General features: G+C 59.0%; 15 protein-coding genes and 1 tRNA gene. 11 read left to right on the top strand and 5 right to left on the bottom strand.

Going from position 1 to position 14,599, the window contains the following annotated elements; translation table 11 throughout:
* Positions 1–10: 10 nt before the first annotated feature.
* From pstC to pstB, 3 genes are read left to right on the top strand one after another with little or no spacing between them, the layout of a single operon-like run.
* On the top strand, positions 11–955 hold the full coding sequence (pstC, locus tag AACZ26_RS04130) for a phosphate ABC transporter permease subunit PstC (protein WP_339619339.1): 945 nt from the start codon (positions 11–13) through the stop codon (positions 953–955).
* Positions 955–2,037, top strand: a complete 1,083-nt coding sequence (pstA, locus tag AACZ26_RS04125) for a phosphate ABC transporter permease PstA (protein WP_339619338.1) — start codon at positions 955–957, stop codon at positions 2,035–2,037. The genes pstC and pstA overlap by 1 nt, the downstream gene beginning before the upstream one ends.
* Positions 2,038–2,056: 19 nt before the next feature.
* The gene (pstB, locus tag AACZ26_RS04120) at positions 2,057–2,836 is read left to right on the top strand and encodes a phosphate ABC transporter ATP-binding protein PstB (protein ID WP_339619337.1); all 780 of its coding nucleotides are present in this window, start codon (positions 2,057–2,059) and stop codon (positions 2,834–2,836) included.
* A 95-nt stretch (positions 2,837–2,931) separates the two neighbouring features.
* Here pstB and AACZ26_RS04115 read toward each other — a convergent pair whose 3' ends face one another.
* Both AACZ26_RS04115 and AACZ26_RS04110 read right to left on the bottom strand, forming a co-directional pair.
* Positions 2,932–3,834 (bottom strand): anti-sigma factor domain-containing protein, encoded by a 903-nt coding sequence (locus AACZ26_RS04115; RefSeq protein WP_339619336.1) that lies wholly within the window; start codon positions 3,832–3,834, stop codon positions 2,932–2,934.
* Positions 3,831–4,427 (bottom strand): sigma-70 family RNA polymerase sigma factor, encoded by a 597-nt coding sequence (locus AACZ26_RS04110; RefSeq protein WP_339619334.1) that lies wholly within the window; start codon positions 4,425–4,427, stop codon positions 3,831–3,833. The genes AACZ26_RS04115 and AACZ26_RS04110 overlap by 4 nt, the downstream gene beginning before the upstream one ends.
* Positions 4,428–5,080: 653 nt before the next feature.
* Here AACZ26_RS04110 and AACZ26_RS04105 point away from each other — a divergent pair.
* The 4 genes from AACZ26_RS04105 to AACZ26_RS04090 are packed head-to-tail and all read left to right on the top strand — an operon-like array spanning position 5,081 to position 9,130.
* Positions 5,081–6,226 (top strand): spermidine/putrescine ABC transporter substrate-binding protein, encoded by a 1,146-nt coding sequence (locus AACZ26_RS04105; RefSeq protein ID WP_339619332.1) that lies wholly within the window; start codon positions 5,081–5,083, stop codon positions 6,224–6,226.
* Positions 6,226–7,407, top strand: a complete 1,182-nt coding sequence (locus AACZ26_RS04100; protein WP_339619330.1) for an ABC transporter ATP-binding protein — start codon at positions 6,226–6,228, stop codon at positions 7,405–7,407. The genes AACZ26_RS04105 and AACZ26_RS04100 overlap by 1 nt, the downstream gene beginning before the upstream one ends.
* Positions 7,408–7,409: 2 nt before the next feature.
* On the top strand, positions 7,410–8,327 hold the full coding sequence (locus tag AACZ26_RS04095; protein ID WP_339619329.1) for an ABC transporter permease: 918 nt from the start codon (positions 7,410–7,412) through the stop codon (positions 8,325–8,327).
* Complete coding sequence (locus AACZ26_RS04090) at positions 8,324–9,130, top strand: ABC transporter permease (RefSeq protein WP_339619327.1); 807 nt, start codon at positions 8,324–8,326, stop codon at positions 9,128–9,130. Before AACZ26_RS04095 ends, AACZ26_RS04090 begins: the two co-directional genes overlap by 4 nt.
* Before the next feature lie 54 nt (positions 9,131–9,184).
* Here the strand turns inward: AACZ26_RS04090 and AACZ26_RS04085 are convergent, their stop codons facing one another.
* On the bottom strand, positions 9,185–9,814 hold the full coding sequence (locus AACZ26_RS04085; protein WP_339619325.1) for a DNA-directed RNA polymerase subunit beta: 630 nt from the start codon (positions 9,812–9,814) through the stop codon (positions 9,185–9,187).
* A 25-nt stretch (positions 9,815–9,839) separates the two neighbouring features.
* Here AACZ26_RS04085 and AACZ26_RS04080 point away from each other — a divergent pair.
* Together AACZ26_RS04080 and AACZ26_RS04075 are read left to right on the top strand one after the other, a co-directional pair.
* A tRNA-Lys gene (locus AACZ26_RS04080) sits at positions 9,840–9,912 on the top strand.
* A 75-nt stretch (positions 9,913–9,987) separates the two neighbouring features.
* Positions 9,988–10,464 carry a hypothetical protein gene (locus AACZ26_RS04075; RefSeq protein WP_339619323.1) on the top strand — a complete coding sequence of 159 codons (477 nt, stop codon included), beginning with the start codon at positions 9,988–9,990 and terminating at the stop codon, positions 10,462–10,464.
* Positions 10,465–10,493: 29 nt separating this feature from the next.
* Here AACZ26_RS04075 and AACZ26_RS04070 read toward each other — a convergent pair whose 3' ends face one another.
* Positions 10,494–10,835, bottom strand: coding sequence for a transcription initiation protein (locus AACZ26_RS04070; RefSeq protein ID WP_339619322.1), 342 nt, complete (start codon positions 10,833–10,835; stop codon positions 10,494–10,496).
* Between the two features lie 132 nt (positions 10,836–10,967).
* Here AACZ26_RS04070 and AACZ26_RS04065 point away from each other — a divergent pair, with 132 nt between their 5' ends.
* Positions 10,968–11,822 carry an NAD(P)-dependent oxidoreductase gene (locus tag AACZ26_RS04065; protein WP_339619321.1) on the top strand — a complete coding sequence of 285 codons (855 nt, stop codon included), beginning with the start codon at positions 10,968–10,970 and terminating at the stop codon, positions 11,820–11,822.
* Positions 11,823–11,974: 152 nt separating this feature from the next.
* Entirely contained in the window at positions 11,975–12,892 is a 918-nt protein-coding gene (locus tag AACZ26_RS04060; RefSeq protein ID WP_339619320.1) for a phosphodiesterase, read from the top strand.
* Between the two features lie 9 nt (positions 12,893–12,901).
* Here AACZ26_RS04060 and AACZ26_RS04055 read toward each other — a convergent pair whose 3' ends face one another.
* Positions 12,902–14,464: a stealth family protein gene (locus AACZ26_RS04055; RefSeq protein WP_339620627.1), complete on the bottom strand. Its 1,563-nt coding sequence runs from the start codon at positions 14,462–14,464 to the stop codon at positions 12,902–12,904.
* Positions 14,465–14,599: the final 135 nt, after the last annotated feature.

Raw genomic sequence — 14,599 nt, 5'->3', positions numbered from 1 at the left:
TACTCGACACATGACCTCGACTGCGGCCCCCCGTATCCGCGCGAAGCAGCGCCCAGGAGACCGCCTCTTCTCAGGCACAGCCCTCACCGCCGGCGCCCTCATACTCGCGATTCTCGCAGCCGTTGCCGCCTTCCTCGTCTTGCAGGGTGTTCCCGGAATCACCGCAGATCCGGAGAAGACCACTCTCCTCGAAGGAACAAACTTCTGGGCCTACGTTGGCCCGCTCGTATTTGGAACACTGTGGTCGGCTGGCTTGGCCCTCCTGATGGCCGTACCGATCGCCATTGGAATTGCGCTCTTCATCTCGCACTATGCGCCGCGCCCACTTGCCGCAACACTCGGCTACATCATCGACCTACTCGCTGCGGTTCCCTCGGTCGTTTTCGGCCTCTGGGGTGGCAACGTTCTCGCCGTCGGAGTGCAGCCCTTCTACGCCTGGCTCGTTGAGAACTTCGGATGGATCCCGCTCTTCGCAGGCCCTGCTTCGGGAACCGGCCGCACCATCCTCACCGCTTCGATCGTGCTGGCCGTCATGATCCTTCCGATCATCACCGCAATCTGTCGCGAAGTTTTCCTCCAGACTCCAGTGCTTCACGAAGAGGCCGCCTTGGCTCTCGGAGCCACCCGCTGGGAAATGATTAAGACAGCTGTGCTTCCCTTCGGCCGCGCCGGCATTGTCTCCGGTGCGATGCTCGGCCTCGGCCGTGCACTCGGCGAAACTATGGCCGTCGCCATGGTGCTCTCTGCCTCCAACGTAATTACGTTCGACGTGATCAGTTCCATAAACCCCTCCACGATCGCCGCCAACATTGCCCTTAGCTTCCCGGAGGCCTATGGCCTCAACGTCAATGTGCTGATTGCAACCGGCCTCATCCTCTTCGCCATCACGTTGATCGTCAACACGATCGCGCGCTACATCGTCAACCGCCGCAAGGAATTCTCGGGAGCGAACTGATGACTACCACCACACCAGCGCGCCCTATCCAGAACGCGTACGCCGCCGGGCAACTGCCCCGCTGGGCTCCCCTGCTCATCCTGATCAGCAGCCTCGCCACCTTCATCATCATCTTCCTGTTTATTCAGGCAGGACAACCCGCGGGCGATTTCAACATCGTTGCCGCGATACTCTTCGGAGTCGTTCTCTACGGCGTCGTGCTCGTGACCGTCTCACGCCTCGTTGAAGGCCACCGTCGCGCTACAGATCGCCTCGTGACGACCCTCGTGACGCTCGCCTTCATCGTCGCCCTTCTGCCGCTAATCTCGCTCCTCTACACCGTCGTTATCAACGGTGCAGCTCGCTTCGACATCGACTTCTTCACCCTCTCTCTGCGCAACGTCGTCGGTGAAGGTGGCGGTGCAGCCCACGCCATCATCGGCACGCTACAAATGACACTCGCGGCCACCATCATCTCGGTGCCGATTGGTCTCATGACATCGATCTACCTCGTCGAATACGGTCGCGGCCGCCTCGCCCAAGCCATCACCTTCTTCGTGGATGTCATGACAGGCATCCCCTCGATCGTCGCCGGCCTCTTCGCCTACTCCCTCATCGTGCTGTTCTTCGGCCCCGGCGTGCGCGTCGGAATCGCCGGCGCCATCGCCCTGTCGGTGCTCATGATCCCCGTGGTTGTTCGCTCAAGCGAAGAAATGCTGCGACTCGTGCCCAACGAACTACGCGAGGCCGCGTTTGCGCTCGGCGTGCCCAAGTGGCTGACTATCCTGAAGATTGTGCTGCCGACATCCATCGCAGGAATCACGACCGGTGTAATGCTCTCCATCGCTCGCGTCATCGGCGAAACCGCGCCACTGCTCGTTGCTGCTGGCTTCACCAACAACTTCAACTACTCGCTGTTCAGCGACCGCATGCAGAGCCTGCCCGTGTTTGTGTACAGCTCCTACATCTCTCAGGGCACCGATGCTCAGGCCTATATCGATCGGGCGTGGGCCGGAGCGCTCACCCTCATCCTGATCGTGATGGCCCTCAACCTCCTGGCACGCATCATCGCCAGAATCTTCGCCCCCAAGACCGGTCGATAACCGAAGGAAACCCTAATTCGTGTCTAAGCGCATTGAAGTCAATGATCTCAACGTCTACTACAGCAAGTTTCGCGCTGTAGAGGGTGTATCGCTCACGATTGAGCCCCGCACGGTAACAGCCTTCATCGGCCCGTCTGGTTGCGGCAAGTCGACCTTCCTCCGCACGCTTAACCGCATGCACGAGGTCATCCCCGGCGCCTACGTCGAAGGTGAAGTACTCATCGACGGCAACAACCTCTACGGCCCCGGCGTTGACCCCGTGAACGTTCGCCGCCAAGTGGGCATGGTGTTCCAGCGCCCCAACCCGTTCCCCACAATGTCGATCCGTGACAACGTTCTTGCCGGCGTGAAGCTCAACAACAGCCGCATCAGCAAGAACGACGCGGATGACCTCGTTGAAGCCTCCCTCGTCGGCGCCAACCTCTGGAAAGAGGTCAAGGACCGCCTCGACAAGCCCGGATCGGGCCTCTCCGGCGGCCAGCAACAGCGACTCTGCATCGCGCGCGCTATCGCCGTAAAACCAGACGTCGTGCTGATGGATGAGCCATGCTCCGCCCTCGACCCCATCTCCACCCTCGCGATCGAAGACCTCATCGAGGAACTCAAGCAGGAGTACACGATCGTGATCGTGACCCACAACATGCAGCAGGCCTCGCGCGTCTCCGACCGCACCGCGTTCTTCAACATCGCAGGCACCGGCGCGCCGGGCAAGCTCATCGAATACGACGACACCACCACCATCTTCTCGAACCCCAGCGTTCAAGCAACCGAAGACTACGTCTCCGGCAAGTTCGGATAGCGAACCGCTCGAGCTCGCTGCCGCTATCCAGCGGCACGAAAAAGCCCCCGCGCCTTATCGGCCGGGGGCTTTCTCATTGGATACGTCAGACGGCGTTACGCGCTTTCGAAAACCACAATCGGATCAGTGGTCGGTGCATCAGAGCCACCCTTGGGTTCAATCGTGACACCCACCAGATCGCCGGCAGCCATTTCGCCATCAAGCACGCGCCAGGTTGGTCCATCCTCAGCAGCGTTCATCAGCCCAGCCGGGCGAGCGCCCGACTCATCGATGTACCACAGCTCGTAGACCTGATCAGCAGGCAAAGCCTCAAGACCATCGACGATCACAGCGGATGATGCAAGCTCTCCCGACCACACGAAGGTAGCCGTGGCTCCCCCCGCGACCGTCGAGACAAGACGCTGCGAGTCGCTGGCGGCATTGATCGCCGCAAGCTGGTCAGCCTGCTGAGCGGCAAACGTCGACTGCTCCATAGACGTACGACCGATGGAATCGGCAACCACGCCACCGGCAACGATGAGCGCCACTGCCGCGGCGACAGCCGCCAAAGCAGTAGCCGGACGCGTGAACCAGCGGGCTTGAGCCTTGGTCTCCGCGGGAGTCGCCGGGGCAGGCAACGAGGTGCTCGACTGCTGAGCCGAGGCGTCAGCAGCGGGCGCAACCGAGGCAGCAAGCGGCGTGACGTTTGAGAGCGGCGCGGATGCGGCATCCACACTGCTCGAAGCATCCTTAGCCGCCACAGCAACGTCTGCTTCACGCGGCAACTGCGGTGTTTGCGCAATCATTGCCATGAGGTTGGCCTTGAGGGCAGGAGGCGGAGTGACCGGATCAATCGCCATTCCGAGTGCCACTGCCGTGTCGGAGAGTTCGGTGGTCTCGGTGCGCGTCTCTGCAGAAGCAGCCAAGTGCTTCTCGAAAGCCTCGCGCTCTTCGGGGCTTAACGCGTTGAGAGCGTAGGCGCCAGACTGTGCTGCGAGGTCGTCGTTGCGGTCGTTCATGATGCCACCCCCATTTCGTCGCGTAAGCGGATCATTCCATCACGTAGTCGGGTTTTGACAGTGCCGACAGGAACCTTAAGCATGGTCGCCACCTCACTGTGGCTATAGCCGCCGTAATACGCAAGGGAGACAGCTTGGCGCTGGAGTTCAGTCAGTCGGGACATGGCCTTCTCTACCCTTTCGTGTTCGAGTCGGACTTCTATGGTTTCTGAAACGTGATCGTAGTCCGGGTTGTGATCACGGATGCCGATGCGAACGTCACGGTCGCGGGACGACTGTGATGCGCGCACACGGTCAACAGTTCTGCGGTGTGCCATCGTGAGAATCCAACTCACCGCTGCACCCTTATTCGCATCGAAACGGGTTGCGGTTTGCCAGATCTCTAAAAAGATCTCTTGCATCACTTCTTCGGACTGCGAATGGTCACGCAGGAGCCTCTTCACGAGTCCGAAGACTCGGGGAGCTAACTGGTCGTACAGTTCGCTAAATGCGGCCTGATCGCCAGTGGCGACACGCTCAAGCAAGTCTTGCGGGCTCGTGGCAGGCACGCCCGGTTCTTCAGGCGTTGCGCCGACATCAGCTTCACGAGACATAAGGTCAAGCATGGCAGGTTCCTGTGCCCCTTCCTCGCAAATCGAATGGTTCAGCAGAGAATAATCAGTCAGTGGATGCGGTGCTGACAATGGATTTCGTCAGTTGCTTTCACTGGTGAGTAGTTCGGTGCACTCATCGCAATGGTTTGGTGACGGAGGGAAGCGATCGGGCCGACCCGAGCGGCACAGGAAACGGCAGCAGAAACGGCTCCAGATTGAGCGTTTAAGGGCGCTAAAAAGCCGGACCACAGAGAACGCCTCACGACGCAGGGCCGCTCGAAGCGGCTAATATTGGAGCCCGGGGTTACTGTGGCCCGGCATCGAAAAGTGTAGCAAAAAGCCACCTGAGTGTCCGCTCACAGTAGGCGACCGTCTCTCGGATTGCTTCACGCCATGCGTCGTTCAGCACGCACTCGCGGCGAGCGCTCGTGTTTCGTAACTGTGCGGATTTCGTGAAGATTTGATTGCAACGCTGACTTTTTCGCCCTCTTTTAACGATTTCACCGCGCATTTGTGCAATCATCAAACACCCCAAAATGATGCGGGGCTATCTACGTGAATTTCGCAATTGCCAGGAGAGTCCGATGACGTCGAAGCCGCTACCCACCGACCCCATGATTCGCGAACTTGTTCGCCAGGCACAAAGGTCAGCGATGACTCGGCGTACCTTGCTTACGGGTGCCGCCGCGGGCGCAACAGGCCTTGCCCTCGCCGCCTGCTCCCCGGGCGGCGGTGAGGCACCGACCCCCGCAGCCGATGAGAGCGGCACCAACAAGTCGGTTCGCTGGGACAACTGGGCGCTCTACGTCGATGTCGACGATGCAGGAAACTACCCGACGATCGATGCTTTTGAAGCCGAAACCGGGATCAGCGTCGAATACACAGAAGCGGTCGACGACAACAACACGTACTATGCCAAGGTCAAGGATCAGCTTTCGCTCGGTCAAGACATTGGCGCCGACCTCGTGTGCCTCACCGACTGGATCGTGGCACGACTCATCCGCTTCGGATACATCCAGAAACTCGACCATGGCAATATTCCCAACATCGCCAATCTTCTGCCCGCGCTCAAGGATGTCGATTTCGATCCCGGCCGCCAGATGAGCATCCCGTATCAGGGTGGCTTCGCCGGGATCGCCTGGAACAAAGAGCAGTTGCCCAGCGGCCTCGCCTCGGTACAGGATTTGTGGAACCCCGACCTTAAGGGTCGCGTAGGAGTGCTGTCTGAGATGCGCGACACTATGGGTCTCATCATGCTCGATCAAGGCGTCGACATTTCTGGCAAGTGGGGCGCGGACGAGTTCAATGCCGCGATCGACGAATTCTCCAAGCAGGTTTCCGACGGCCAGATTCGCAACATCAAGGGAAACTCCTATAAAGAGGATCTCGTGAACGGCGATACTCTCGCGGCGATTGTGTGGTCTGGCGACATCGTTCAGTTGAATGCCGAGAACGGCGACAAGTGGGACTTCATCGTTCCTGAGGCCGGCGGAACGATTTGGAACGACAATTTCATGGTTCCCATCGGCAGCCCGTCAAAGTCGAACGCTGAAGAACTGATCAACTACTACTACGACCCGGCCGTCGCCGCCGAGGTCGCCGCCTACGTCAACTACATCACTCCGGTTGCGGGCGCCAAAGAGGCGGCAGCGGCGATTGACCCCGAATTAGCCAGCAATACTCTTATCTTTCCCGACGACGACATGCTCTCGCGGTCGTACGTTTTCCGTGGACTCGATAACTCTGAAGAACAAGCGTTCAACACTGCGTTCCAGAGTGTCTTGCTCGGTTCTGCATAATGACAGATGGGACGTTCGCCGAGAGCGGCGCAGATCTGGAACTGGTGGGGATTCACAAACGTTTCCCCGGGTTCACCGCGATCGAAGAACTCGACCTGACGATTCCGGCAGGGTCATTTTTCGCACTTCTTGGTCCGTCTGGCTGCGGCAAGACAACAACGCTGAGATTGGTCGCTGGTCTCGAGTCGCCGACTTCTGGGCAGATTCTGATTGGCGGAAAAGAGGTCACCAATCAGAAGTCCTTCCAGCGCCCGGTCAACACCGTTTTTCAGAGCTACGCCCTGTTCCCCCATATGACGGTGTTAGAGAACGTCGCTTTCGGTCTCCGTCGCCGCAAGATGGCCGCCCCGCTCGACAAGGCTCACGAAGTGCTTCGTCTCGTTGAGCTCGACCACCTCGCAAACCGTCGCCCCCAGCAGCTTTCCGGCGGGCAGCAGCAGCGCGTGGCTCTAGCGCGAGCAATTGTGAACCGACCCGCCCTGCTGTTGCTCGATGAACCGCTCGGGGCACTCGACCTCAAACTGCGGCGCCAAATGCAGCTCGAACTCAAATCAATCCAAGAAGATGTCGGTCTTACCTTTTTGCATGTGACTCACGATCAAGAAGAAGCCATGACTATGGCCGACACAATCGCCGTCATGAACAAGGGCCGCATCGAGCAAATGGGTGCCCCTCAAGAACTCTACGAATTGCCGAAGACTGCCTTCGTCGCCAACTTTCTCGGCCAATCGAACCTCTTCACTGGCCCCGTCGTGAACACAACCAGTTCAGCAATCTCGGTGGACATCGCGGGCCAGAAAGTCACGGTTCCTCGCGCCCGGGCCCAGCGCGCCACCGGCAACATAACTGTGGGTATCCGACCAGAGAAGTTGACTCTCCATACTGCTAAGCCCAAACGGGATGCCGCTACGAGCGTGATGGGTCCCGGTCGAGTTGTTGATGTCTCATTCAGCGGGGTGAGCACCCAGTACTTGGTGCACGTGCCCGGTGTCGGACAGCTCATCGTGTTCGCCCAGAACATTGCCCTTGAATCCCACGTGCGCGATGGGGACGAAGTGTGGCTCAGCTGGGCCACCAGCCACGGATTTGGGCTTGAGGATGACCCGGCAGAGGCACCACGCTTTTCTCCCGACCTTGACACTCGCACTATCGCCGCACAACGGCGTCTCGAGGATGCGTAGAAATGGCCTTCGCCGCGTTCTCATCGTCGACGGCGCCCGCACCAGCTGAGTCGGTTCGAAAGACAAGCCGGGTAGCGCTTCTCCTGCTGCTTCCTGGAATTCTCTATCTGGTGCTGTTCTTCTTGACGCCTCTCATCTCCCTGTTGATCACGTCGTTCAAAACGCCAGCCGAATTCGGTGACATTGGTGAATTCAGCTACGCGTTTCGCTGGCAGAACTACACAGACGTCATCTCTACGTATTGGCCGCACATCATGCGGTCATTCGGCTATGCCCTCGCTGCGACCTTTTTTGCGCTGATCATCAGCTACCCGTTGGCCTACTTCATCGGTGTGAAAGCACGGCGTTGGCCGCTACTGCAGAGCCTCATGCTCGTGCTCGTTATCGCGCCGTTCTTTATCAGCTTCCTCCTTCGCACCCTCGCCTGGAAGCAACTGTTCTCCGACGAATCATTTCTAGTTACCTCGCTCAAAGCAGTATCGATTCTGGCCCCCGACGCTCACATCACCGGCACAGCCTTTTCGGTGATCTTCGGTCTGACGTATAACTTCATCCCCTTTATGACCCTGCCGCTGTATACGACGCTTGAGCGGCTCGATGTGCGCTACCTCGAAGCAGGAAGCGACCTCTACGCGAGCCCGTTCCACGTCTTCCGGAAAGTGACCGTGCCGCTGTCGATGCCCGGTATTGTCGCGGGAACCCTACTGACATTCATCCCGGCCGCTGGTGACTACATCAACGCAAGCCGCGAGTTCCTCGGTGGAACGAGCACTCAGATGATTGGAAATGTCATCGAGGCGAACTTCTTGGTGCTTCAGAACTTTCCCGCAGGTGCCGCACTCTCGATCATCCTGATGTCAGTGATCCTCGTGATGGTTGGCTTTTACGTGAAGAAGTCCGGAACGGAAGAACTTCTATGAAACGTTCACTCAGCGACTGGATCTTGCCCATCTATAGCGCACTAGCGCTACTGATCTTGATGATCCCTATCGGCTACACCTTTGTCTACAGCTTCAACGACTCCCTCAAAACCAACATCACATGGCGCGGATTCACCTTCGATAAGTGGCTCAACGTGTGCAACGTGCAAAGTGGTGCCGTGTGCGAAGCGTTCGGAAACAGCATCTTCATCGGCGTAGTCGCGACGGTCATCGCAACAACCCTGGGCACCATGATCGCGATCGCGATCGTGCGCTACAAGTTCAGGTTCCGTTCGCAGACCAGCCTGCTGCTCTTTCTGCCGATGGCAACCCCCGAGGTCGTTCTCGGTGCAGGATTGGCCGCACAGTTTTTGTCGATCGGCGTTCCCAAAGACATGCTGACGATCATCCTCGCGCACACCATGTTTTGCATCAGCTTTGTCGTCGTAACCGTGAAAGCCCGTGTCGCGGGCTTGGACCCCGCACTAGAGGAGGCAGGTCGCGACCTGTACGGGTCGGCATTCCAAGTGTTCTTGCGAATCACCTTCCCCCTGCTGTTGCCAGGTATTCTCGCCGCCGCCCTGCTGTCGTTCGCGCTGTCGTTTGATGACTTCATCATCACTAACTTCAACTCCGGCTCTGTCAACACGTTCCCGAAATACATCTGGGTTTCGGCAGCGCGAGGCATTCCCGCTGAAGCAAATGTGCTCGCCTCCGCCGTGTTCATCGTGGCCCTTGTCGTTGTCGTCACCGTGCAGGTGTCGACGGTGGCTCGCGCCAAACGACTCGCGAAGGTTCAGTAGGGCGCCTGAGCACTCGGCTGCGACTGATTCCCCGGCACTGAGCGCGAAAGCGGTTCAGTCGAGCGCGCCCGCGCGAAAACGCTTCGCGCAGAGGGTGAGATCTTCACCGATGAGCGAATAGCGAGAAGCGCGGGTCGTGAGCTCAGTCGCTCGCTCCGGATTGAGCAGCTCTTGGTCATCGGCAACACTCCCTGCGCCGGAGGAAAGGATTCGACTAAACGATGCAGCCCGATCAAGAGCGACACCAAAGTCACCCCGAAAGAGCCCCCGCAAGATCTGATCGGCAAGGCCCTTGATCTCCTCAGGCCCCGTCGGATTGATGGCGCCCGTCACGGCAGCATCAATCGTGGGCAAAATTTCAATCCCGCGCTGAAAGAGAAGGCTCGTGCCTACCGCATCCTGCTGGATGACGGCACGCAGCAAATAGATGCGCCAGAGTGCGCCAGGCAGGCTGCCAGCACTCGATCGCGACCACAGCTCTGCGAGCGAATCGATACCGTTTTTATCGGTGTAGGCAATGATTCTGTCGAGCACGGCAGGGTCATCCGAGTTTCGTGCACCCTCAAGGAGCGCATGGGCTGTATCGTGGGCTGCGCGCATTATTTGAGCGGGATCTTCTCCGCCCTCAAATGTGTCAAACTTATCTGTCGAGTACTGCGTGGGCTTATGGAAATTTTCGACCATAAGATCACGGTACGCTTAACATGTAGGGCCTGTAGCTCAGTTGGTAGAGCATCGGACTTTTAATCCGCGGGTCCCGGGTTCGAGTCCCGGCGGGCCCACATTTTTCTTCGCCTTCGAAGTCGCTTGCGATTCTTCGGCACTCTCACGAGTGTGTCGCGATTAGGCTCCTGAGCATGGAGTTATGGGATGCCGAGGGCACGAACTATCTCAGCATCGAGCCGATGGCGTACCAGTTCGAGGATGTGCGTGTTGATCCTTACGACGCCAACTGGCTGCTCATCGACGGGCGTGCGCGATGCGGAACCGAGGACTGGAATTTTCTCGAGCCCTGCTTGCTCGTAGAGGAGGCCCGCAGCCTAGGCACGTGGCTTGCGCGCGCCGCGAACGGACTCATTGAGCCGATGGAGCTCAGCGGGCACAACGCACTTCTGCCCACGCAGGACTTCGTCGAGCCTAACCTCGGGTTCAGCCTCGTGAGCTTCGACCCCTCTGCCGTCGTGCTGCGGGTATTCCTCTGGCTTGAGTCACAGCCTCCGAGCGTGACGAGCGACATGGAATTCTTTATGGATCTCACACTCTCGCCGAGTGACCTTCAGCGCGCGGTTACAACGTGGGCGTCGGAACTCGCGGAGTTCCCGCCGCGAGTGTAAATCTCAACCAAGAATCGAAACAACCTCGCTCACGACATCGGGTCGTATTGAAACTCGCGCAGTTCTTGAGCGCACCGGCAGGCGGTCGCAATTTTCGCCGCCCACACGACGGCGTCGTCCCGGCTTTCCAATTCGAGCACCGTGAATCCTCCCTTGAGGTCTTTCGACTGCGGGTAAAGCTCAGCGCTCACGTCGCCACCGCCAGAGACGCTGACCGCTGCGACATCCTCGTTAATACCACCTCCGAAAACATAGACACCGGCATCTTGTGCCTCTTTGATGACTGCCCTCGCGTCGTTCGCCACCTGAGGCAAGTCTTCATCAGAGACGATCATTGCCTCACTGGGAAAAGAGATCAGAAACTTCGTCATTGCGCTCCTTGAATGGTCTTCCTGATGGCGTGAGCCGAGCGTACGCCGCTCGGGGCGCTCCCGAAAGGGGAAGCTAGAGTTTCTTTTGGCTAAGGTCAAAATTCGCGCCAGAGCCACACTAAGGAGCCCGCCATGTCATCCATTCCCCTTCGCATCGCTGTCACTGGCGGCAACGGCAAACTTGGTCGCGCGACTGTTGCGGGTCTGCGCGCCGCTGGCCACACGGTGACGGTGCTCGATATGGCTGGCTCCGATCGCAACGAGTTCACCCACGTTGATCTGACCGACTACGGCCAGGTGATTGATGCTCTCGCTGGCATCAACGACCGTCATGACGGCGTGGATGCCGTTGCCCACCTCGGCGCGATCCCCGCGCCCGGACTGTGGTCTGATGCGGCCACCTTCCACAACAACATGAACGCGACGTTCAACGTGTTCCAGGCGTGCAAACGGCTCGGCATCAAAACGATTGCCTATGCGTCGAGTGAGACAGTGCTCGGTTTGCCGTTCGAAACTCCCCCGCCCTACATTCCGCTCGATGAGGAGTACGACACTCGTCCAGAGTCGACCTATTCGATGGTCAAGCACCTCGAAGAGCAGATGGCACAAAAGTTTGTGCGCTGGGATCCGTCACTCAGCATCACCGCGCTGCGCTTCTCCAACGTCATGAATCCTGACGACTACGAGAAATTCCCCAGCTTCGATGCGGATGCCCGGCAGCGGTCCTGGAACCTGTGGGGCTACATTGACGCCCGCGACGGAGCCAACGCCATCCGTTTGGCACTGGAAACCTCGCGCCCCGGTTACGACGTTTTCAATATCTTCGCGGGCGATACCGTCATGACCCGCCCCAACGCAGAACTCGTCGCCGAAGTATTCCCCGACGTCGAGATCCGCGGCGAGCTCGGCGTCAACACCTCACTGACCTCAACGGCCAAGGCCGAGCGTCTGCTCGGCTGGGTGCCGCAGCACAGCTGGCGGGACTAGCCCAAGGGGCGCGAAATCGGTGTCCCGCAACGGCTCCCCACCCCCCAACCGGGCCACAACGCGCGGGGCGGCGCGCCGTTCTACTTGTGCCGCAGAGCAACTTGCCGCAGGATGTTCACCTCGCATCCATGTTCAAGTGTTGGACTAGATCTATGACCGGCTACGTGTCGCAATACCCTCGACCCGACCACTTCGTGTTGCATTTGAGTGACACGCATTTTTTGGCGGGCGATGGGCGACTGTACGACATCCTCGACAGTGAAGCTAAGCTTCGGCAGCTGTTCGCTGAACTTGAAGCATCCGGTTCGCGGCCTGAAGCAATTGTCTTCACGGGCGATCTTGCCGACAAGGGCGAAGCGGAGGCCTACCGTGCCCTGCGTGACATCGTTGAACCTGCAGCTGAACGCCTCGGGGCCCAAGTCATTTGGGTAATGGGTAACCATGACGATCGCGCCACCTTCAGAGCTTCCCTCCTCGACGATGTCGCCACGACCGACCCGATTGACCGTGTGATTGACGTCAACGGGCTGCGCATCATCTCCCTCGATTCCACGGTTGTCGGCCACCACTACGGCCAAGTAACGGATGACCAACTGCTGTGGCTGCACAACGTGCTAGCCACTCCAGCTCCTCATGGCACCATTCTGGCGATGCACCACCCGCCCGTTCCGACAGTGTTGGATCTCGCCGTCACCGTCGAATTGCGTGCCCAACGAGAGCTTGCTGCGGTGATCCGCGGTAGCGACATCCGCAGCATCATTGCTGGCCACTTGCACTACTCGACGACGGCCACATTCGCGGGCATTCCTGTGTCGGTCGCCTCAGCCACGTGTTACACCCAAGACCTCAATGTGCCTGCAGGCGGCACGCGTGGCCGTGATGGCGCACAATCCTTCAACCTCGTGCACGTGTACGACGACACCGTCATGCATTCCGTTGTTCCCTTGGGCAACTACGGCAGCCTCTCGTACGTGACTGCCGAAGAAACCGCTACGATCCTCGAAAGAGCGAACATCACGATTGAACCGGCAGTCAACGCGCACGTCGCGCCTGCCACCGTCTCGGCCTAAAGCGACACCCTACTCCGCTTCAGGCAGCTCCCACGGGGCCGGAATCGGGTAGTACTCGTCGAGGAATGAGCGCACCGCAGCGGCTCGATCTTCTGCGGAGATCTCCGGAAAGCTGCCGTCGTTCAGGCAGAAGAAGTCACTCGAGCGCTTGCGCAGTAGCGAGCGCATCTTGCGCAGCCCCTCAATGGATGTCGTGTCGACATACTTAACTTTGGCTTCTGTCTGCACGATCGCTTTTCCGCTCAGCAAAGCGAAGTAGTGGTACAGCGAATTGGTGACTGAAATGTCGGTTGCCTGCCGGAATGCGCTTGCACTCGTGCGGGCGAAGTCTTCGGGAAACTCTGCCTCAAGTTCGCGCATCACCGAGACACGCAGCGGAGTTGCGGCATGCTCCAGGTGGCGAGTGATTGTGGCGCCAAACTTTTGCTGCAGCAGGCGGCGGTTGACGCGGGCGGCATTCTCGAAGCCGGAGCGTTGCACACTGCTTTCGCCCATTCCGATGCGTGTTCGTGCCTCAATGAACTTGGAGATGCCGCCGGGCGAGAAGAACATCGACGGGCTGACGTGGCGACCAAAGAACATGTCGTCGTTCGAATACAGGAAGTGTTCACTGATGCCGGGGATGTTATGCAGTTGGCTTTCGACCGCGTGAGAGTTGTGTGTGGGCAGGTCGTCGTGACGCTCAAAGAAGTCTTCACTGCGCATCAGGGTGACTCGCGGGTGCTCCGCCAGCCACTTGGGGCGAGGCGAGTCTGTGGCGATATATATGTTGCGAATCCAGGGGGCGTACTGGTGCACCGAACGCAACGCGTACTTCAACTCGTCAAGCTGTCGAAAACGAGCCTCAGAGTCGTCGCCCTCACCGACCACAAAGTTCGCCATGCGCGCAGCACGCGCCTTTTGCCACTCCACCTCAGCACCGTCGACCCACGAAAACACCAGGTCGATCTCGAAGGGGATGTCGTGGGCAAGCCGGTCAAACATTCCGCGAAGAGTTGGCCAGTCTTCGCCGTGCAACTCGACGGTGTCGTTGATGGCTTCGTTGCTCGGCAACCAGCGACGCATCAACGCGTTCGGGTTAGGAGCGACGACCTCGTTGCGCATGTACTCCCAGAGCTCGATGCGCACACCGAAGGGCTCATCGAAGCGCAAGCGACCGGCCGGCTCGACGCGCGGGCGGAAGATCACAAAAGCTTTGGCCTTGATGACTGGAGTGAGCACGCCATCCGCTACCAACACGGGGGTGTCACGTTCGTCAGAAGCAACTCGTGTGCCATTGGCTTTGATGCGCGCGGGCTTCACATAGAAGGGCTCGTTCTGGCACGCAGCAATGAGCGCCAGTCGCAGCGCTTTACGATTCTTCATGTCGATCGCCAACACGGGAGTCTCATCCTCACCGCGCACCAAGAGGAATGGGATCTCGGCGGCATCAAGCACTCGGCGCACGAACAGCAAATCTTCCCGCACGGCTTCGCGCGGCGTCAGCGTGTTGTTGGTGAGAGCAAGCAGCCCATCATGCAGCACGACATCGTCGCGGTTGACTACTGCGGGAGAAGAAACATGATCAATCAAGGGGGCCCCGTCGTTAAAGCTTGGCTGAGGTGCCCAGCGACCGAAAATCGGCGTGCCGTTAGCTCCTTTGAGGATAACCCGAACCACTGAGGTTTTAGACGACCCACGAGTCAGCGGCGACCAAACTGCTTGATT

It is taken from the genome of uncultured Salinibacterium sp. (assembly GCF_963974405.1).
Classification (GTDB): Bacteria; Actinomycetota; Actinomycetes; order Actinomycetales; family Microbacteriaceae; genus Rhodoglobus.
Note: the sequence above shows the minus strand (reverse complement) of the source record. Positions and strands in the feature narration are given on the sequence as shown.